This window comes from Sphingomonas oryzagri (genome assembly GCF_029906645.1).
Lineage (GTDB): Bacteria > Pseudomonadota > Alphaproteobacteria > Sphingomonadales > Sphingomonadaceae > Solisphingomonas > Solisphingomonas oryzagri.
This window is the reverse complement of sequence record NZ_JARYGZ010000001.1, coordinates 1,125,683-1,144,448: the sequence shown is the minus strand read 5'-3', so window position 1 is coordinate 1,144,448 and position 18,766 is coordinate 1,125,683. Positions and strand designations below refer to the sequence as shown.

Below are 18,766 nucleotides of genomic sequence, written 5' to 3'. Positions count from 1 at the left end.
CTCGAGACGCGTGTCCGGTTGATGCATCGCGCGATCCCGCTGCAGCTTTGCGACGGCTTACCCGATCAAGGCGTCGTCTAAAACCGGCGTTTCACCGAGGCGGCGCCCCCCTGACGCGGGCCGGTAGCCGTTCCCGAGTTGTTGGGGATTTTCTCAAATACGGTGTGCGCCGATGTTGTCCGAACCAGCGACGGGCGTGACCGGCGCGAGGATTATTTGTCCTCCGTCCGGACCTTCACCTTATTGGGCAGATCCTTCCCCCTGGTGCGTCGCGACGGCACCTGCACGGGGTTCTTCTTCTTCCATTCGGCCCAGGTCATCGGACCGTCCGGTGTCTCGACGATGGTGTCCTCGATCGACATGTTCGCTCCTTCAGATCTTCGGCCCCTTCCGCCTCGATGCGCGGACGGGTTTGTTTGCAAGTTCAATCCAGACCGGTGCGTGATCGCTCGACTTCTCCCAGCCGCGGACGTCGCGGTCGACATTGGCAGCCGCGAGACGGGGGGCGAGAGCGGGGCTGAGCAGGAGATGGTCGATGCGCAATCCCGCGTTCCGGGCGTAGGCGTTTCGGAGATAGTCCCAGAAGGTGTAAATGGTCTCGCTTGGGTGCATGGCGCGTAGCGCGTCCGTCCATCCTTGCGCGAGCAGGCGTGCATAGGCCTCGCGCACCTCGGGTGCGAACAGGGCGTCGTCGAGCCAGCGCTCCGGCCTGTAGACGTCGCGGTCTGTCGGCATCACGTTGAAGTCGCCGGCGATGACGACGGGCATGTCGGTTGCGACGAGTTCGGCGGCATGCGCGACCAGGCTCTCGAACCATCGGAGCTTGTAGTCGAACTTGGGCCCGGGTCGGGGATTGCCGTTCGGCAGGTAGAGACCGGCGACGAGGACGCCGTTCACCGCCGCCTCGATGTAGCGGCTCTGCGTGTTGTCGGGGTCGTCCGGCAGACCGCGCCGGGTCTCGACTGGCGTGCCGACGCGGCTCAGGATCGCGACGCCGTTCCAGCTCTTCTGGCCGTGCCAGATCGCCTCGTAGCCGGCCGCCTCGATGGCGGCGGCCGGGAAGCGTTCGTCCGGAGCTTTCAACTCCTGAAGGCAGATGATGTCGGGAGAGGTCTCCTCCAGCCAGCGCAGCAGCACCGGCAGGCGGCCGTTGACCCCGTTGACGTTGTAGGTGGCGATCCTCACAGCCGCGCAACGGTTGCCGGATCCTCCCGACCATCGAACCAGCGGTCGAGTGCCTGGTGGAACAGTGAGGTTGGCTCGGCGTCCGCGAGGGCGAAAAGCGTGAGGGACGACCTCAGCTTCATCGCGTCGACGTGACCGAACACCGCCTCTGGCTCGGCGTCTGGCAGATCCTGGAGAACCATGACGATCTCGCGCAGCCGCCCGCCGAGAATGGGGTGACCGAGATAGGCTCTCGCCTCCTCAAGGTCTGCGATGGCGTAGCGCTGAGCCATCGGACTGTGCCCGAGCCCTGCGATCTGGGGGAAAATGTACCACATCCAGTGGCTGCGTTTGGCACCGGCGCGCACCTCGTCGAGGGCACGGACGTAGGTCTGCTCCTGTGCGGATACGAAGTGTTCGAGGTCATGTGACGGCATGCGGGTGCAACGCGCGAGATGCATTGAGGATCAGTCGGGTGCGCGGATGATCGCCCCTTGGATCGTTCGTCCTATGTTCTATATAGGGCGTATGCTCATAGAGACTGGTTTCAGTGCTGACCCCGCCGGATCGCCGCCTCTCGACGCCAATCGGGCTGCTGCGTTGCTCCGGTGGCGCACTGAGTACGAACATGACGGAATCAGCGAGGAGGCCCTCCGGCAGGCGGCTGCACTCGCCACCGTCGTGGTGGTCGACGGCCGTCCGACCTTCGGCGACACGTTCCGCGAGTTCGCGGAGTTCGTCGCCGAGATGCCGTTCTAGCCGTGCTCGACCTCTTCGACGCCCCGGTCCTGCCTGGTTTAGCCTCGCGGCCCGAATTGGTCGACGAAGCTGAGGAGCGCGCTCTGGTCGCGGCGATCGACGCGACGGATCTGACTCCGTTCCGCTTCCAGGGATGGACGGGGAGGCGGCTGACCAGCTCGTTCGGCTTCAGCTACGACTTCGAGACGCAGCGGGCGGCGCGGGCCGATCCGATTCCCGACTGGCTGATGCCGATCCGTGATCGAATGGCCGCCTTCGCCGGTATCGACGCCGGAACGCTGATCCAGGCGCTGCTGATCCGATACGATCCCGGAGCCGGGATCGGTTGGCACCGCGACCGCCCGATCTATGAGCACGTCGTGGGGCTGTCGCTCGGCGCGCCCGCCGACATGCGGTTCCGTCGTCGGCGGCCGGACGGACGCTTCGATCGCGCCTCGCTCCCGCTTGAGCCGCGCGGTGCCTATCATCTGTCCGATGAGGCGCGGCACGATTGGGAGCATAGCATCGTCGAGATGGATCGGACGCGTTGGTCGGTCACCTTCCGCAGCGCGTCGGCGCGAGGACGGTCGGTCCTGATCTAGGCGATCGAGACGCCGTCGACGTCGACGAGTCCTTCCGAGACGAGCGTGCCGACGATGCGGACGCGCTTCTCGACCTCGTCTACCGGCACGCGGTGGAGATCGAGCTGGTAGCGCCCTCCGACGTCGCGCCGAAGCGCGAAGCCGCCGCCGTCCCGGACCAGCGTTCCCGTCTCGTCGATCCTCGTCCCGATCCTGTTCATCCGCAAATCCTAGTCGAGCGACGTGAATCGGGTCTTACAATCGGGATCTCCATCCCCATGTCCCTGTTCGAGTTCAACAGCATGGAAGGAGGTGATCGAATGTCTCATTGTCTCACGCCGCTTAGGCAGGACCTGGGCTCGATCCGCTCCACGGGAGTGGTCGGCGCCTGAGGCGTCGCCGGGATCGCCGGCACCGTTGGTGCGGGCCGCAGGATCCCGGGATCGACATGCCGCCGCGGCGGCTGAACAATGGAAGGGCCGTCCCTCGCGGGGCGGCCCTTTGTCGTTCGGGGCGTGCACACTCCGGCCCCGGCCATCTGAAACATCGGCGGCGCTGGCATGTTACAGCCCCATGAAGAAGCACGATTACGAAAAGCAGGTGCGCGACCTCCAACTCGCGCTGCTCAGGATGCAGCAGTCGATGATGAAGACCGGGGAGCGCGCGGTCGTCGTGCTCGAGGGGCGGGACGCCGCCGGCAAGGATGGCACGATCAAGCGCATCACCGAGCATCTCACGGCGCGCGCCACGCGCGTGGTGGCGCTGCCGAAGCCGTCCGACGTGCAGCTCGGCCAATGGTATTTCCAGCGCTACGTCGATCATCTTCCGACCAGCGGCCAGCTCGTGATCTTCAACCGCAGCTGGTACAACCGCGCCGGCGTCGAGGTGGTGATGGGCTTCTCGACCGAAGGCCAGCAGGCGGAGTTCCTGCGCGACGCGCCCGACTTCGAGCGGATGCTCGTCGAGAGCGGCATCAGGATCGTGAAGATCTGGCTCGACATCGACAAGTCCGAGCAGAATGAGCGGCTGGAGGCGCGCAAGGACGATCCGCTGAAGGCGCTCAAGATCAGCGACATGGATCAGGTCGCTCAAGATAGATGGAAGGCCTATTCAAAGGCGCGCGACACGATGCTCGAGCGCACCCACACGGCGCTGGCGCCTTGGGTCTGCGTCCGCGCCGATCACAAGAAGCCGGCCCGGCTCGCGGTGATACGGCATTTGGTGAAGGAGGTCGCGCCGGCGGACATCGGGTCGAAGATAGACGGCCCTGATCCCGACATCCTCTTCACCTTCGAGAAGTCCGCGATCGAGGACGGCCGCCTGGCGAAGTGACGTGCCTCGGCCCCCGAGGCGATCCGTCAATAGAGCGTCTGGTCGGCCGTCGCATAGGTTGCTCGTCGAGGCCGTGGCCTGGCCAACTCTGTTCGGTTGATTTGGTTCGAGCTTGTTTCCACGCCTTGTTCCGTCATTCAAGCCCTACGCCACATTGCCAGCGGTGCCCGCAGCATTGATCGAGCCTCGCTGACGAGGCGCTGCACCTGTCTGCGGTATGATGGGCTGTCCAATCGCCACCGCCGGTCGGCGATCCTTGGTCCGAAGAGCGCGCGGGCGATCTCTTGCTGATCGGCTCCGCCGGCGAGCGCATCGGCAACGCGCAATTCCAGTACCCAACGGTGATGCCGCTTGCTCGGAGACGGCTTCTCGGCATGGAATCCGCCAAAGCTCACCAGACGGGCCAGCCGGTTGAGAGAGGCTATCGGACCCTGAAGCTGAGTAAGTCCCCTGAGAAGGTAGGACAGTGAGGAAGGGCAGCCAATCAGCGTTCCTTCGATGACGTCAATGCGCAGGAAGCGACGACCGTCGCTGAACAGGAGATGCTCCGTTTCATTGTGCCCGATGACGATCGTGACGAACGGTGCGAGTAGCCGGAGATCGACCCGTTCGGAAGCTGGCGCATGGATGTTTGCCACGTTGGCTGTGAGCACGCTCGCAAGCACCGAACGCGACCAAACCGGTCGTGCGTGGGGCACCGCGACAGACGGATCTTCCAGATCTTCAAGGCCAAAACGCCGGGCAATTCGGCGTGCGCTCCCGGAGCACTGGCCATGGTCTTCCCAAGCCGACCGGTACGCGGGAGTTCGACGCAGCCACGGCGGCGCGATGTGATCGTCATCCCAAAAGCCTCGTCGATCGCGCACGTCCACGAGAACCGCGCCGCGGCCGACCTCGAGCTGGCATCCGCGGAGATCGAAGCGCTCGACCGTGCGTTTCCTCGACCGCGCGGCCGCGTGGCCCTCGAGATGCTGTGACCCGGCCGCACGCCCGTTCCTATGGCAAGTGAACCAGACAGGCTGATCGCTGGTTCTGCGTCCGGAAGCAGTTTCGACGAGGAGTATCGCATGCTTCGTTCGTTTCTCATCGGGCTGGTCGCCGGCCAGCGTGGCATGACGCCGCTCGCCGTGGTCGCGGTCGCTACTCGGAACGGCTCGCTCCCGCCCGAACTTCCCGCGCAAGGTCTGCTTGAGCACCCTGTCGTTGCTGCCGGAACGGCCGCGCTGGCCGCCGCCGAGATGGTGGGAGACAAAATGAAGTCCGCGCCGGACCGGATCGTGCCGATCGGTCTTGCCACCCGCGCGATGACAGCCGCCTATGCCGGCGCCGCCCTTGCCCCGCGCGATCGGCGGCTGCTCGGCGCGGCCGTCGCAGTCGGGACGGCGCTCGCCTCTTCCTATCTCGGCTGGCGCCTGCGCTGTGCCGCGATGGCGCGGTTCGGCCAGACGGCCACCGGTTTCGTCGAGGAAGCCGCCGTCTTCGCGAGTGGCCTGGCGGTGACGCGCCTCCCGGCCATGGCCGCGGCAGCCTGACGGTACGTCCCGCATGACGGTCGATCCCAGCACCAAGGGCGCTGATGCCGAGGATCGCGAGAGCGGTCCGTCCGAGGGCCTGTCCGACAGTGAGGCAGAATCGGTCGCCGAGCGCAAGGCGGGATCGGCGAAGGTCGTTCACGAGGTCATCCGCCTCCAGGGCGACGAGGAGCTCGACCGCCCGGTCCTTTCGCTGCTCTTCTCCGGGTTCGCGGCGGGCGTCGCGATATCGGTATCGGTCCTGGCAGAGGCGTTTCTCGTTCTGGCGCTGCCGCACGCACCATGGACGAAGCTCGTCGCCTCGTTCGGCTATTGCGTCGGCTTCGTCATTGTCATCATCGGGAATCTTCAGCTCTTCACCGAAAACACCGTGACCGCGGTGCTGCCGATCGCCACGCACCCGACTCGTCGCAACCTAGGCCGCCTCGCGAAGCTCTGGATCACGGTGTTCGGGGCCAACATGGCCGGTACGCTGCTCGTCGCCGCACTGATCGCCGGCGGCGCGATACTCTCACCTGAGGCACGAGCGTCCGCGATCGAAGTCGCGGCGCCGGTCGCCGCGCACGACGCCTGGCACACGCTGCTGCTCGGCATGCCGGCCGGTTTCCTCGTCGCGAGCATCGCCTGGATGATGCCCAATGCCCGCGGATCGGAGTTCTGGATCATCGTGATGATCACCTATGTCATCGCGATCGGCGGTTTCAGCCACGTCGTGGCCGGCTCGACCGAGGCATGGCTGCTCTGGCTTGCAGGCAGCATTGGCCTGGGGAAGGCCATCATGGGCTTCATCTTGCCCGCGCTGGTCGGCAACATCATCGGCGGGACCGGACTGTTCGCCGTGATCGCGCACGGGCAGGTCCGCGGTGAGATCAAGGCAGGCTGACTTCGCATCGCTCCAGTCGCTGTGCATCTCCTTGTTCGAGCGCTGGTTCGGTCGTGCCCGAGCCAGGGTACGTCACGCTTTTTCATTGGTCTGTGAGCGTGAGGACCGCTTATCGGGTACGAGAGCCGATTGGACTTCGGACCGACGCTAGGGGCACGATACGTCGGGATGCAGTTAATGACGCGGATAAATGACAGCCTAAATCGCAGCACCCGAACGTTGATCAAGGTGAATACAATCCTTGATAATCGTTCTCGGGTGGAACCGGCGGTCAAAGGAAATCTTGTAAGCGGCATTCCACCCAGTCCCGGAGTGCACCATGGCTGAAGCGGCAGATCCCTTCCTCACCGACGTCAAGACGCTGCGTGACAGGGCGAGGAAGTCGCTCGACGACGGCGCCATCATGCCGACCTACAAGAGCGATCCTGAGAAAACGATCGAATTGCTGCAGTCCGTCGTCGCAACAGAGCTCGTCTGCGTGCTGCGCTACCGCATGCATGCGATCGCCGCGGACGGCATCACCTCCAAGAGCGTCGCGGCGGAGTTCGTCGAGCATGCCGAATCCGAGCAGGAACACATGCTGATGGCTGCGGAGCGCATCGACCAGCTGGGCGGCGTGCCCAACTTCAATCCCGAGGGGCTCGCCTCGAGATCGGCTACGGAATATGGCGACGGCGGCAATCTGGTCGAGATGATCAAGCAGAACCTGATCGCCGAGCGGATCGTCATCGAACACTATCAGGAGCTCATCCGATACTTCGGCGACGACGATCCCACCACGCGGATCATGCTCGAGCACATCCTCGCCGAGGAGGAGGACCACGCCTCGGACATGCACGACCTCCTCGTGGCCCACGAGGGCAAGCCCTTCCTCAAGGGATGATCAGCGACCAAGACGAGCGCTGGATGCGAGAGGCGATCCGCGTCGCCACGCAGGACTGCGCCGAGCCGGAGAAGTCTCCGATCGGCGCCGTGCTCGTTCGCGACGGGCGGCTGATCGCGAGCGGACGCAATCGGACGGACGACTGGACCGACGCGACGGCACATGCCGAGATGGTGACGTTTCGCGAGGCGGCAAAGACAGGCGACGCGCCTGACTTCAACGGAGCCACGCTGTACGCGACGCTTCAGCCATGCGGGATGTGCACGATGGCGACGATCTGGACCAAGGTTCAGCGGATCGTCTTCGGCGCCGGCCGCGACGATGTCCACCGCATGTATTTCGAAGATCGAAACCTCGATACAATGGACTTCGTGCGGGACGCCTATCGCGACGACCTCGACATCGAAGGCGGCTGCCTTCGAAAAGAATGTGCACAACTATGCTTTCGACCGGACGACGTCCTAGAAAGCCAGCAGACTAATCTGTAGCAAGATGAGCACTGATCTAGATCAGGGATATACTTTTCTTTTAATACGTTAATCTCCGGTATCGACCGCGCATCGGGGCGTTGTCTTTCTGGAGGGCGGTCTTGCGCATCGGCATCATAGCGCATCTGAAACATGCGATACGCGAACCCTTTGCAGGCGGGCTGGAGATGCACACGCACATGCTCGCCCGGGAACTACGCGCGCGTGGACACGACGTTACCTTGTTCGCTTCGACACAATCCGATCCGACCCTTGGGGTCGAGGCGATCTGTGACGAGACCTCATTACTCGAGACGGGGATAGCCGAAGCCAACGACGTCGCATTCTTCAGGGAGCATCACGCGTATCTGCGTTTGATGACCGAGCTTCGAAACCGTCATTTCGACGTCATCCACAACAACTCGCTCCACTACCTGCCGGTGAGCATGGCGGATACGCTCGCCACTCCGATCCTCACCACGTTGCACACGCCACCCTTCTGCTGGCTCGAAAGCGGCATCCGGTTGAGCCGGCCGGGCAACCGCTATGTTGCGGTGTCGGCCGCCACTGCGAGGATGTGGCAGCATGTGGCGAAGGTCGAGAAGGTCATTCCGAACGGTATCGACCTCGCCCAGTTTCCCTTTACCAAGGATCCGTCGCCTGAACCCTACCTCGTCTGGTACGGCCGCATCGTTCCTGAGAAGGGGCTGGATCTTGCGATCGATGCCGCCCGATCGGCGGGGTTCCCGCTCCGCATCGCGGGTCCGATATCGGATCGCGCCTTCTACAACGAAGCCATCGCACCCTGGCTCGGCAGCGACGCCATCCACGTCGGGCATCTGGACCACGGCGAATTGGCTGCTCTCGTCGGCGGTGCCCGCGCCGCGTTGTGCACGCCACGGTGGGAGGAGCCTTATGGGCTTGTTGTCGCGGAGGCGTTGGCCTGTGGAACGCCCGTGGCCGCATTCAAGCGAGGCGGCGTTCCGGACATTCTCGATCGAGAATGCGGCGTGCTGGCGCGTCCGGACGACGTCCAATCGCTGGCCGGGGCGGTGCAGCGCGCGGTGGAACTCGATCGGAACGCCTGTCGGCGCCGGGCGGAGACGACCTGCGACGCTTCGTGCATGGTGGACGCGTACCAGAGGCTGTACGAGAAGATATCTCTCGCGCCGATCATGGTTTCCGAGCGAAGCGATATCGACGCCGTCATGCCTGCGGCTCTGAGCGTCGCATGAGCAGGCCGTTCTGCGTCTGCGTGCCTGCCCGCGACGAGGCCGCGCACATCGGAGTGCTCATCGCCGCATTGGCGAGACAGACGGTCGAGAAGCCAGTTCTCGTCGCCATCTGCATAAACAATTCAAGTGACGGTACCGCGAGCGCGGCGATCGCCGCGGCCGACCGCGCGGCCGGGGCCTTGCAGCTGAAGATCATCGAGCGCGATTTCGAACCGGACCTCGCGCATGTCGGGTCCGCTAGGCGCTGCGCGATGGAGGTCGGCGCCGATCTCCTCGAGGACGACGATGGGCTTCTCATCTCGACGGATGCGGATTGCAGGCCGCCCGAGGGGTGGATAGCCGCGAACCTCAGCGCCGCGGCTGCGGATCGGGTGGTCGGCGGCCGTATCGAGCTCGACGAGACGCAGGAGACCCCGCCCGAGATCGTCTCGCTGAAGCGCCGGTTCGACTTCTACTGGCAGTGCGTTCGTACCATAGAGGACACGCTGGATCCGCAGATGTGGGATCCGTCGCCACGTCACGGCGATCACACCGGTGCGAGTCTCGCCATGACCGTCTCGCTGTATCGGCGGGCGGGGGGAGTGCCGCTCATTCCCGTGGGAGAGGACAACGCCCTCGTGACGGCGGCGGTGAACGCCGGCGGGGTCCTCGTCCACCCGGCGTCGGTCTGGACAAGAGCGTCCGCCCGGATCGCTGGACGTGCGGAGGGCGGCATGGCCTGCGACATGCGCCGCTGGATGGACGCATCCCATGGCGGACTGGCCCCGATGGTTCCGGCGTTCGCGCATTGGCGCGCGCGCGCGCAGTGGCGCAGGGAGCAGAGAGCGATCTCGGGAGGTGCTCCCATAGCGATCGCCGAGCAGTCCCTCGCGCCCATGCCCTGCGACATGATGCTTCCGGAGTTCTGACGTGGCGCGACCGATAGGCTACTACGTGCACCACCATGGCGATGGCCATCGGCAGCGGGCGGTCGCTATTGCCCAGGCCGCCGGACGCGACTTCACGCTCATCGGATCCGGACTCTCCCAGCGCACCGGCCAGGTGCCACATGTTGACGTTCCGGATGATCGCCTTCCCGGTGCGAGATTCGACGGGTCGGATCATGGCGAGCGACCGTCCGCGCTCCACTACGCACCGATCGACCATGAGGGCGTGCGCCGCCGGGTCGCACGGATGACGAACTGGATCGCGGAAGCGCGCCCGGCACTCATGGTCGTCGACGTCTCGGTCGAGGTGGCGATGCTGGCACGCTTGGCCTCGGTGCCGACCGTCTACGTGCGCCTTAGTGGGCACCGGTTCGACCGGCCGCACTTCGACGCCTATAGGGGCGCCGCCTATCTGCTCGCGCCCTTCCATCCGGATCTGGACGACGATCGGACACCCGACGCGATACGCCGCAAGACGTTCTACGCGCCGGGCATATTGTCAGCGCCGATGACGTCCTCCCCTGTCGAGCATGACGTGGCCCTCGTCGTCGTCGGACGGGGAGGAATGCCGTCGGACGGTGAAATCTGGGCCGAGGCGGCCGCAGCGAACCCGACGCTCCGCTGGCGGGTCATCGGTCCGTGCTCCGTGCCGAGCTCGATGCGGAAGAACCTCGAACTGCGGGGATGGGTCGACGACGCGCAACGGATGATCGCATCGGCGGGCGTGGTGATCGGCGGCGCAGGCGACGGTCTCGTCGGGTCCGTGATCGCCCATCGGAAGCCCTTCATTTGCGTCCCCGAGGAAAGGCCGTTCGAGGAGCAGCTGTCGAAGGCAAGACGGCTTTCCGCTCTGGGCGCCGCCATAGTCTGCCTGAATCTGCCTGCCGCAGAGCGATGGGGCGGACTGGTTGCCCGCGCGCGGTCGCTCGGCACCGATGCGATCGGCCGGCTCGGCAGTTCACACGGCGCCGAGAATGCCGCCAGATGGCTGCGCATGGTCGCGGACGAGACGAGCAAGGTCCGGAGCAGGTCGGCATGAGCTCCAAGCCCGATCACGTGACGGACTCCGCAGGCGGGATCGCAGAAGCCCTCGCGGTCCTCGGTCAGAGGTTCGACGCCTCCCCCCGGTATCCGACGGAGAGCTTGCGCATCGTCATATCCTCCGGTCTCCACCGCGTGTTCGCCCCGGTCGGCGCCGGAGGTCGGCGCTTCGAGACCGAACAGGCCCGCTATGCCGCAATGAAGGATGGTCTGCGCATCGTCGGTCGAGGGGACCTCAGCGTCGGACGACTCTTCGAGGGACACGTAAACGCGCTCCTTCTCTTCGGTTGGTATGGGTCCGAGGAGCAGATCTCGTGGCTCGGCAAGATGCTCGACCGCGGAGCCTGGTTCGGGGTGTGGGCGACGGAACCGCAACCCGGTGTCTCCATAACCGGAGGCGAGGAGGGAATGCTCTCTGGAAGCAAGATGTTCGCCAGCGGCAGTGGCGGCCTCGACTATGCGTTGATCACCGCCGCGGCTCCGGGAGCCGACCGGCGGGTGGTGATCGTGCCAGCGAATGATGGCGACCGGTCGGACACGTCCGGGTGGCGCGTGCGTGGGATGCGCGCGAGCGTCAGCGGGACCTATTCGCTCGATGGCATCCGGGCCGAGCCTCAGATGCTATTGGGCGCGCCAGGCGACTACGATCTCGATCCGCGCTTCGCGGCGGGGGCCTGGAGATTTTGCGCGGTCCAGCTGGGCGGCATCGAGGCCCTTCTCGCGGAGACCAGACAGGCGATGCCGCAGGCAGCACGCGGCGATCCTGTACAACGTGCCCGGTTCGCGGAAGCTCTGACCGCAACGCGAACGGCCGGGTTCTGGGTCGCCGAGGCAGCGAGACGGGCGGCGGCGGAGCATGCGGACGCGGTCTCTATCTCGAAACTCACGCGCAGCGTGGTCGAGGATGCAGGTTTCAAGGTGATGGAGGCGGCGGCCCGGATCGTCGGGACCCGGAGCGCCTTCGACGGAGAGCGGATGGACAAGATCATCCGGGATCTCTCGCTGTATCTCAGGCAGGCTGGTCCCGATCACGCTCGCGACGGAGCGGCGACCGCCTTCATCGAAGCGGACCGGTGGGACGCGGAGGACCGGCTGTGGTGATCGCAGTCAGTCTCGATCGCTCCGTCTGGAGGTCCGCCAATTGGCTGGTCATGTCGCCGCATCCCGACGACGAGACCATCGGCGTCGGAAGCCTCATCGCTCAGTCAGCCGGTGACGACCGTCTTGCTGGCGTGATCTATCTGAACAACGGGACCGGGTCACATCCCGAAGGCACGCCCCGCCTGGGATGCGCGCGCCGAGCGGAAGCACGGACCGCACTATATCGACTGACGGGGAGGCATGTGCCCACAGTCTGGCTCGGCTGGCAGGACGCACAGCCGCCCAGTCAGGGCTCTCCTGAGTTCGAAGCCCAGGCGATGCGCATCGGCGCGTTGCTCCGACGGCAACGGGTCGACGCGATCGCCGTCACCGACGTCGCGGAGAGCCATTGCGATCACGTCGCCGCCCATTGGCTGGCGCGCGCAGCCATCAGGCGGGCGCGGCGATTGATCTCGCTGTTCACGTATAGCGTGTGGAGCGACCCCGATCCTGTCGCATCTCGCCGGATCCAGACGCGGGACATGGCGGCTGGACGCAGGCGGCATGCCCTCAGCGCGCACCGGAGTCAGCTTTCGCCGCTCTTTGGTGATGGCTTCCGGCTCCCGCGGGAGATGCGCTCGATGGACAGGGCGGACACCCTCTATCTCCGGAGCCGTCTATGACGATCGCCAGTTCGAGCCTGGACGCCGCCTATTTCGAAGGGATCTTTGAAGGCGACGACGATCCGTGGGATCTCGCGACAAGCGAATACGAGTCGCGCAAGTTCGACGCGACGATGGAGGCGATCGCCGGCCGTCGATACGCCCGTGCGCTCGAGGTGGGCTGCGCGCAGGGCGTGCTCACCGAGCGGCTCGTTACCGTTTGCGACGAACTCGTATCGATCGACATCAGCCCGAGGGCCCTGTCCCTGGCACTAAAGCGGGTGGGCGACCGGCCGGGGCTCAGCCTGAAGCGGATGGCCTTCCCCAAAGAAGCACCGGAAGAAACGTTCGACCTCGTCGTCCTGTCCGAGGTCGCCTACTATTGGGGCGTCGTAGACCTCGATCGGGCCAGCGAATGGTTGCAACGAGGGGTGGCGGCCGGCGGCCGCATACTGCTCGTCCACTATACAGGCGAGACGGACTATCCGCATAGCGCGGACGAAGCGGTAGAGACGCTCTGGGCGGACCTGAAAGGCTGCTTCGAGCAGGAGAGAAGTGACCGTCACGACCGGTATCGGCTCGATCTATGGAGGCGCATGTGAGCGGCGTCTCCGTGCTGACCATCGTGCGGAACCGCGAAGCGCACCTGCAACAACTCGCCGAGGGTCTCCGCCGAAGCGGCCGGATGCCGGATGAACTCGTGGTCGTCGACATGAGCGACGATCCGGCCCGGCTGGACGAGATGCCGTTCCCAGTCATCGTCGAGCGGCTGGACGGGACCGACCTCCCGCTCGCCAAAGCGCGTAACCGGGCCGCGTCGCTTGCGCAGCACGAGCATCTGCTTTTCCTCGATGTGGACTGCATTCCGATGGCGGGTTGCATCGATGGGATGCTCACGGCGATGCACACCGCCGATGGCGTCGTCTGCGCGGACGTGCGCTACCTTGGTCCCGGTGAGGCGCGCGGCGATTGGTCGGAAGCGGAGCTGATGCTGCGCGGCAAATCCCATCCCGTTCGGACGTTTCCAGCCAGCGGTATCCGCGAGGAGCGTAACCCAGGCCTCTTCTGGTCGCTGGCGTTCGGGATCCATGCCCGGCGTTTCAAAAGCCTTGGTGGCTTCGATGAACAGTTCGTCGGGTACGGCGCGGAGGACACCGACTTCGGATTCCGCGCAGCGAAGAACGACGTTCCGCTTTATTTCGTCGGCGGGTCGGTTGTCTGCCACCAGCACCACGACACCTTTGAGCCCCCGGTGCAGCATGTGGCAGACATTGTCCGCAATGCTAACTTCTTCCGACGGCGCTGGAACCGGTGGCCGATGGAGGGTTGGCTGCGGGCGTTCCACGGCATGGGACTTGTCGAATGGACGACGGATAAGCTTGAGTTTCGCCGAGGGCCAACCCTCGAAGAGACGTCTGCATCCTTTGTGACATGGCCGGGCTCTTTCGCTGATACGGATGAGGATCGGATAGAACAGCAAAGGGTTCTCACTGCATGAGATGCATGGAACTCTTCCTCCGTAACCGGACGATCGCGGTGCTTACCGAGCAGGAACGCGACCGGCTCGAACAATCGGTCGCGGAGCGACGGCGCATGCCGGCCCGCGCAACCCTGCTCGATCGAGGCGAACATCTCCGACAGAGCACGATGCTCGTGCAGGGTTTCATGATCCGGTACATCGACGATAGCGAAGGGCGCCGACAGATCGTGGCCTTCCACGTCCCGGGCGACTTTGTCGATCTCCACGCTTTTCCGTTGCACGTGCTTGATCACTCGATCGCAACGCTGACCCAAGTCGAGATCGGGATCGTCCCACACACCACGCTCAAGCGCCTGACGGGCGAGGATCCCGACCTTGCGCAGAAGCTGTGGGGATCGACCTTGCTCGACGCCGCGATGCATCGCGAATGGCTGTTTCGTCTCGGGCGCCTCGATGCAGTGGGGCGGGTGGCCCACTTCTTTTCGGAAACCAATGCCCGGCTGGAAGCTATCGGCTACAGCGACGGCACAAGCTTTCAGCTGCCGATCAACCAGACGGATCTCAGTGAAATTACGGGCCTGACCGCCATCCACGTCAATCGCGTGCTTCGAATGCTTCGCGAGGAGAAAATCTGCACGTTCCGATCCTCGCGTGTCGAGATCGCCGATCTGCCACGGCTGCAACAGATCGGGCAGTTCGATCCCACCTATCTGTATTTGAAGAACCGGTCCCCCGATCCGGAGGGGCGCTTGGGCAAGGAGAGTTCGGATGAATGATCCGCGTAACGTTTCTCCCTTCGAAATCGGCGGAAAGGCTGTCGCCGAGGAAGGTCTGGTCCTGCTGGATGGACCAGATGGAATCGCGATTTCGATGACGCCGGATGCGGCGGAAGAGACCGGAACCAGCCTGATCACGGCTGCACGCGAAGCCAGGGATCAGGCGACGCCCGAGGTCTAAACAGGTGGCAGGGCGTTCGGGCAGACGCAGTCGAGAGGTGACCCGTGACGAAGCAGCGTGACGACGACCCTCAGATCGAGCCGTTCGAGGGACCGGCCGGCGGCTGGGGATCGGTGCGCTCGCTCGCCGACATCCTGCCGCGCGAGCATCCGGGGCCTGAGGGCTATCGCGAGCTCGCCCGCCAGAACAAGCCGGATGGCTTCATGTGCGTCAGCTGCGCCTGGCCCAAGCCCGCCGACCATCACCCGGCCGAATTCTGCGAGGAAGGCGCCAAGGCGACCGCCTGGGAATTGACCCACTATCGCACCACGCCCGATTTCTTTGCCGAGCACACGCTGACCGAGCTGCGGGGGTGGAAGGATTACGATCTGGAGCAGCACGGTCGGTTGACCCACCCCATGCGCTACGATCCTGCGACCGACCAATATGCCGCGGTGGGATGGGACGAGGCCTTCGACGAGATCGGGCAGGAACTGAAGCGCCTCGATCCCAAATCGGTGGTGTTCTACTCCTCGGGCAGGACCAGCCTCGAGGCCTCCTACATGTATGGGCTGATGGCGCGCATGTTCGGCAATCAGAACCTGCCCGACAGTTCCAACATGTGCCACGAATCTACTTCGGTCGGGTTGAAGGCGGCCATCGGCGTACCGGTCGGCACGACGCAGCTGAAGGATTTCGAGGAGACCGACGCGATCTTCTTCTTCGGCCAGAATGTCGGGTCCAACGCGCCGCGCATGCTGCACGATTTGCGCGCGTGCCGAAAGCGCGGCGTCGAGATCGTCACCTTCAATCCTCTGAAGGAGCGGGGGCTGGAGCGCTTCACCGATCCACAGAATCCGATCGAGATGGCGACGCTCCGGGAAACCGCGATCTCCACCCAATATCATCAGCTGCGCGCCGGAAGCGACATCGCCGCGATCATCGGCATCTGCAAATTCCTGATCCACTGGGACGATCTGGCCAAGGCCGAAGGCGATCTGCCGGTGCTCGATCACGATTTCATCGCGCAGCACACCACGGGCTTCGAGGATTTCGCCGCCGCCGTTCGCAAGACCGCCTGGTCCGATATCGAGCACGAGACCGGGCTCGCTCGCGAGGAGGTGGAGGCATCTGCCCGGATCTATGCCAAGGCCAAGGCGGTGATGGCGATCTACGGCATGGGCATCACCCAGCACGTCAAGGGCGTCGAGAACGTCCGGATGATCGTCAACCTGCTGCTCCTGCGCGGCAACGTCGGCAAGCCGGGCGCCGGGCCGACTCCGGTGCGCGGACACAGCAATGTCCAGGGACAGCGCACCGTCGGGATCACCGAGAAGACCGAGCTGGTTCCGGTCGAGAAGCTGGAAAAGCAGTATGGCTTCAAGGCGCCGCGCGAGAAAGGGCTCGACACGGTCGAGACCTGTCGGGGGGTGATCAACGGATGGGTGAAGGCGGTCGTCGGCCTCGGCGGCAATTTCCTGCGTGCGGTGCCCGAGACGGAGGCAATGGAGGCGGCCTGGCCGAAGCTGGATCTCTCCGTCCAGATCGCGACCAAGCTCAATCGCAACCATCTCTTCGCAGGCAAGGTGACCTACCTGCTGCCCTGCCTCGGCCGGATCGAGCGGGACGTGCAGGCGAGCGGGCCGCAGGCGGTCTCCACCGAGGATTCGACCAGCTGCATCCACGGCTCGCGCGGCAAGGCGACGCCTGCAAGTCCGAACTTACTTTCCGAGCCGGCAATCGTCGCCGGTATTGCCAGGCGGATCCTGCCCCCCAATCCGAAGGTGGACTGGGAGGCCTGGGTCGCCGACTATTCCACGATCCGCGATGCAATCGAGGAGACCTATCCCGCCATATTCAAGGATTTCAACCAGCGCCTGTTCACGCCCGGCGGCTTCTGGAAGGGCAACAAGGCGGCCGAGCGCATCTGGGAGACACCAAGCAGGAAGGCGGAATTCCTGGCGCCCACCGACATCTCGGCGGCGGGGTTCGGAGAGGCTGCCGGCCGCTATCGCCTGATGACGCTTCGCTCCAACGACCAGTTCAACACCACGATCTACGGCTATCACGATCGCTTTCGCGGCATCAAAGGCACGCGCGACGTGCTGCTCATGCACGAGGCGGACATCGCCGATGCCGGGCTTTGCGAAGGCCAGGTCGTCGCGTTGGAAAGCGATGCGGCGGACGGTGTCTGTCGCCGCCGGGACGGCCTGATCGTCACGCCCTACGACATCCCGCGCGGGTGCCTCGGCGCTTACTATCCGGAGGCCAACGTCCTGATGCCGGTCGAGCACCACGCGGAGGAGAGCCACGTGCCGGCCGCCAAGTCTGTGCCGGTGCGGATCGCTGCGACAAATTAGAAATGCGACCGGCTGGACGGGTCAGCGCCCAATCTCAGTCGATCCCATGCTTGGAACTTCTGCCTAGCTGCAGACAGTCTGCTTCAAGGTTGCCTATCTATGTTGTCCATCAGCGCTTTGACACGCACGGTCGAGACAGGTAGCGCCATCGCGTCGCGCCCGGGGGAACAATATGCTCGCTTGGATATATTTGGCCGGCGCAATCGGGTGCGAGATCATCGCAACCTCGGCATTGAAAGCGGCGGATGGCTTCACCAAGCCGCTTCCGACAGCGATCGTCGTGCTGGGCTATGTCGCGTCCTTCTACTGCCTGTCGGTCGTGCTGCGCTCGATCCCGATGGGCGTGGCGTATGCGATCTGGTCGGGCATCGGAATCGTCCTGATCTCGATCATCGGCCTCGTCGTCTACAAGCAGCGGCTGGACGCGCCGGCGCTCGCCGCGATCGGGCTGATCATCGCGGGTACGCTCGTCATCAACCTGCTGTCGAAGGCTGGGCATTCCTGATCGACGGTGCAGTCACCGTGGTATCGAGGCGGCGGAGCAACGGCCAGATGGTGAGAAGGGCGGCCAGACAGAATACGAGGCCCATCGGCCCAACCGGAACGTAGCTGCTGAACGCTTGCGCGATCGCTCCGGTCACCAGCGAGCCGAGCGAGGTCATCGCCAGCCACGTCGCCGAGCATAGCACCGCGAGCCGGCCCGATGGCTCGACCGCATAACCGATGCCGAGCAGCAACGGATAGGTGACGAACCAGCTGCCGTTGTAGAGGGCCAGCGCGACCGCGAAGCCTAGCGGCGAGGTGGTGGTTGTCAGCGCCGCGCAGGCGCCACCGCAGGTGAGCAAAGCCAATAGCATCGGCCCCGTGCGGCGCGCGCGAGCGACCCAGGCGGCGAGCGCCAGATTGCCGAAGCAGCTCGCGAGGGTGGCGATGCTCTGATAGCGGCCGAACGCGGTCGCGGGGAGGCGGGCGCCGTCATCGCCGCTGATCGTGAGAGCCATCAGCGTGACCTCTACGAGGCGATCGCGGCAGGCCACCGCCGAATGCGATGGCGGACGGCGAGATCGTCTCCCAGCCGCGCGGATCGCCGGCGGGGATATGATCGTCGCCTTCCCACGGAAGATTGGCGCTCGCCTTGCGGCCGGCATGGCCGATCTGGATGCCGGGGACGGAGCCTTCCGCTTTGATCTCGGCTGCTATCCGCGCCATGCCCTCGATCTGGCCGTCATCCCACAGGCCGGTACAGCCCGGCGTGATCCGGCCATCGGCCGACACGCCGGTCGCCTCGACGATGACGAGGCCGGCGCCGCCGCGCGCGATCGACGGATAGTGGATCCAGTGCCAGCGGTTGGTGACGCCGTCGACGGCGCTGTACTGGCACATCGGCGGCACCGCGATGCGATTGCGCAGGGTGACGCCCTTTAGCGTGAACGGTTCGAACAAAGCGGACATGAAGGCTCCTTGGC

The 18,766-nt window shown here is 64.9% G+C and carries 26 protein-coding genes; 19 read left to right on the top strand and 7 right to left on the bottom strand.

The window, feature by feature from the left end:
* Positions 1–212: 212 nt before the first annotated feature.
* From QGN17_RS05465 to QGN17_RS05455, 3 genes are read right to left on the bottom strand one after another with little or no spacing between them, the layout of a single operon-like run.
* Complete coding sequence (locus tag QGN17_RS05465) at positions 213–362, bottom strand: hypothetical protein (protein WP_281043486.1); 150 nt, start codon at positions 360–362, stop codon at positions 213–215.
* A 10-nt stretch (positions 363–372) separates the two neighbouring features.
* Positions 373–1,185 carry an exodeoxyribonuclease III gene (xth, locus tag QGN17_RS05460; protein ID WP_281043485.1) on the bottom strand — a complete coding sequence of 271 codons (813 nt, stop codon included), beginning with the start codon at positions 1,183–1,185 and terminating at the stop codon, positions 373–375.
* Positions 1,182–1,601: a DUF1810 domain-containing protein gene (locus tag QGN17_RS05455; RefSeq protein WP_281043484.1), complete on the bottom strand. Its 420-nt coding sequence runs from the start codon at positions 1,599–1,601 to the stop codon at positions 1,182–1,184. Before QGN17_RS05455 ends, xth begins: the two co-directional genes overlap by 4 nt.
* A gap of 91 nt (positions 1,602–1,692) precedes the next feature.
* Here QGN17_RS05455 and QGN17_RS05450 point away from each other — a divergent pair, with 91 nt between their 5' ends.
* Both QGN17_RS05450 and QGN17_RS05445 read left to right on the top strand, forming a co-directional pair.
* Entirely contained in the window at positions 1,693–1,923 is a 231-nt protein-coding gene (locus QGN17_RS05450) for a hypothetical protein (protein WP_281043483.1), read from the top strand.
* A gap of 56 nt (positions 1,924–1,979) precedes the next feature.
* On the top strand, positions 1,980–2,504 hold the full coding sequence (locus QGN17_RS05445) for an alpha-ketoglutarate-dependent dioxygenase AlkB (protein WP_281043482.1): 525 nt from the start codon (positions 1,980–1,982) through the stop codon (positions 2,502–2,504).
* Here QGN17_RS05445 and QGN17_RS05440 read toward each other — a convergent pair.
* Entirely contained in the window at positions 2,501–2,704 is a 204-nt protein-coding gene (locus QGN17_RS05440) for a DUF5818 domain-containing protein (RefSeq protein ID WP_281043481.1), read from the bottom strand. The genes QGN17_RS05445 and QGN17_RS05440 overlap by 4 nt on opposite strands.
* Positions 2,705–3,056: 352 nt before the next feature.
* Here QGN17_RS05440 and ppk2 point away from each other — a divergent pair, with 352 nt between their 5' ends.
* A complete protein-coding gene (ppk2, locus tag QGN17_RS05435) occupies positions 3,057–3,815 on the top strand; it encodes a polyphosphate kinase 2 (protein WP_281043480.1) in 759 nt (252 codons plus the stop codon).
* A gap of 137 nt (positions 3,816–3,952) precedes the next feature.
* Here ppk2 and QGN17_RS05430 read toward each other — a convergent pair whose 3' ends face one another.
* Positions 3,953–4,468 (bottom strand): DNA -binding domain-containing protein, encoded by a 516-nt coding sequence (locus QGN17_RS05430; RefSeq protein ID WP_281043479.1) that lies wholly within the window; start codon positions 4,466–4,468, stop codon positions 3,953–3,955.
* Positions 4,469–4,504: 36 nt separating this feature from the next.
* Here QGN17_RS05430 and QGN17_RS05425 point away from each other — a divergent pair, with 36 nt between their 5' ends.
* From QGN17_RS05425 to QGN17_RS05350, 16 genes are all read left to right on the top strand, one after another.
* Entirely contained in the window at positions 4,505–4,792 is a 288-nt protein-coding gene (locus QGN17_RS05425; RefSeq protein WP_281043478.1) for a hypothetical protein, read from the top strand.
* A 90-nt stretch (positions 4,793–4,882) separates the two neighbouring features.
* On the top strand, positions 4,883–5,347 hold the full coding sequence (locus QGN17_RS05420) for a DUF4126 domain-containing protein (RefSeq protein WP_281043477.1): 465 nt from the start codon (positions 4,883–4,885) through the stop codon (positions 5,345–5,347).
* Between the two features lie 13 nt (positions 5,348–5,360).
* Positions 5,361–6,230 carry a formate/nitrite transporter family protein gene (locus QGN17_RS05415; protein ID WP_281043476.1) on the top strand — a complete coding sequence of 290 codons (870 nt, stop codon included), beginning with the start codon at positions 5,361–5,363 and terminating at the stop codon, positions 6,228–6,230.
* Between the two features lie 319 nt (positions 6,231–6,549).
* Positions 6,550–7,113, top strand: coding sequence for a ferritin-like domain-containing protein (locus QGN17_RS05410; RefSeq protein ID WP_281043475.1), 564 nt, complete (start codon positions 6,550–6,552; stop codon positions 7,111–7,113).
* The gene (locus tag QGN17_RS05405) at positions 7,110–7,601 is read left to right on the top strand and encodes a nucleoside deaminase (RefSeq protein WP_281043474.1); all 492 of its coding nucleotides are present in this window, start codon (positions 7,110–7,112) and stop codon (positions 7,599–7,601) included. Before QGN17_RS05410 ends, QGN17_RS05405 begins: the two co-directional genes overlap by 4 nt.
* A 101-nt stretch (positions 7,602–7,702) precedes the next feature.
* Positions 7,703–8,815 (top strand): glycosyltransferase family 4 protein, encoded by a 1,113-nt coding sequence (locus QGN17_RS05400; RefSeq protein WP_281043473.1) that lies wholly within the window; start codon positions 7,703–7,705, stop codon positions 8,813–8,815.
* A complete protein-coding gene (locus tag QGN17_RS05395; protein ID WP_281043472.1) occupies positions 8,812–9,723 on the top strand; it encodes a glycosyltransferase family 2 protein in 912 nt (303 codons plus the stop codon). The genes QGN17_RS05400 and QGN17_RS05395 overlap by 4 nt, the downstream gene beginning before the upstream one ends.
* Before the next feature lie 301 nt (positions 9,724–10,024).
* Entirely contained in the window at positions 10,025–10,780 is a 756-nt protein-coding gene (locus QGN17_RS05390; protein WP_281043471.1) for a glycosyltransferase, read from the top strand.
* Positions 10,777–11,883: an acyl-CoA dehydrogenase gene (locus tag QGN17_RS05385; protein WP_281043470.1), complete on the top strand. Its 1,107-nt coding sequence runs from the start codon at positions 10,777–10,779 to the stop codon at positions 11,881–11,883. The genes QGN17_RS05390 and QGN17_RS05385 overlap by 4 nt, the downstream gene beginning before the upstream one ends.
* On the top strand, positions 11,877–12,545 hold the full coding sequence (locus QGN17_RS05380) for a PIG-L deacetylase family protein (RefSeq protein WP_281043469.1): 669 nt from the start codon (positions 11,877–11,879) through the stop codon (positions 12,543–12,545). The genes QGN17_RS05385 and QGN17_RS05380 overlap by 7 nt, the downstream gene beginning before the upstream one ends.
* Complete coding sequence (locus QGN17_RS05375) at positions 12,542–13,126, top strand: SAM-dependent methyltransferase (protein WP_281043468.1); 585 nt, start codon at positions 12,542–12,544, stop codon at positions 13,124–13,126. The genes QGN17_RS05380 and QGN17_RS05375 overlap by 4 nt, the downstream gene beginning before the upstream one ends.
* Complete coding sequence (locus QGN17_RS05370; protein WP_281043467.1) at positions 13,123–14,022, top strand: glycosyltransferase family 2 protein; 900 nt, start codon at positions 13,123–13,125, stop codon at positions 14,020–14,022. Before QGN17_RS05375 ends, QGN17_RS05370 begins: the two co-directional genes overlap by 4 nt.
* Positions 14,023–14,027: 5 nt before the next feature.
* On the top strand, positions 14,028–14,780 hold the full coding sequence (locus QGN17_RS05365) for a Crp/Fnr family transcriptional regulator (RefSeq protein WP_281043466.1): 753 nt from the start codon (positions 14,028–14,030) through the stop codon (positions 14,778–14,780).
* On the top strand, positions 14,773–14,961 hold the full coding sequence (locus QGN17_RS05360; RefSeq protein ID WP_281043465.1) for a hypothetical protein: 189 nt from the start codon (positions 14,773–14,775) through the stop codon (positions 14,959–14,961). The genes QGN17_RS05365 and QGN17_RS05360 overlap by 8 nt, the downstream gene beginning before the upstream one ends.
* Positions 14,962–15,005: 44 nt before the next feature.
* Positions 15,006–17,300, top strand: coding sequence for an FdhF/YdeP family oxidoreductase (locus QGN17_RS05355; protein WP_281043464.1), 2,295 nt, complete (start codon positions 15,006–15,008; stop codon positions 17,298–17,300).
* A 172-nt stretch (positions 17,301–17,472) separates the two neighbouring features.
* On the top strand, positions 17,473–17,805 hold the full coding sequence (locus QGN17_RS05350; RefSeq protein WP_281043463.1) for a DMT family transporter: 333 nt from the start codon (positions 17,473–17,475) through the stop codon (positions 17,803–17,805).
* Here QGN17_RS05350 and QGN17_RS05345 read toward each other — a convergent pair.
* Positions 17,774–18,301 carry a hypothetical protein gene (locus QGN17_RS05345; protein ID WP_281043462.1) on the bottom strand — a complete coding sequence of 176 codons (528 nt, stop codon included), beginning with the start codon at positions 18,299–18,301 and terminating at the stop codon, positions 17,774–17,776. The genes QGN17_RS05350 and QGN17_RS05345 overlap by 32 nt on opposite strands.
* Positions 18,276–18,752 carry an oxidoreductase gene (locus QGN17_RS05340; RefSeq protein ID WP_281043461.1) on the bottom strand — a complete coding sequence of 159 codons (477 nt, stop codon included), beginning with the start codon at positions 18,750–18,752 and terminating at the stop codon, positions 18,276–18,278. Before QGN17_RS05340 ends, QGN17_RS05345 begins: the two co-directional genes overlap by 26 nt.
* Positions 18,753–18,766 lie beyond the last annotated feature (14 nt).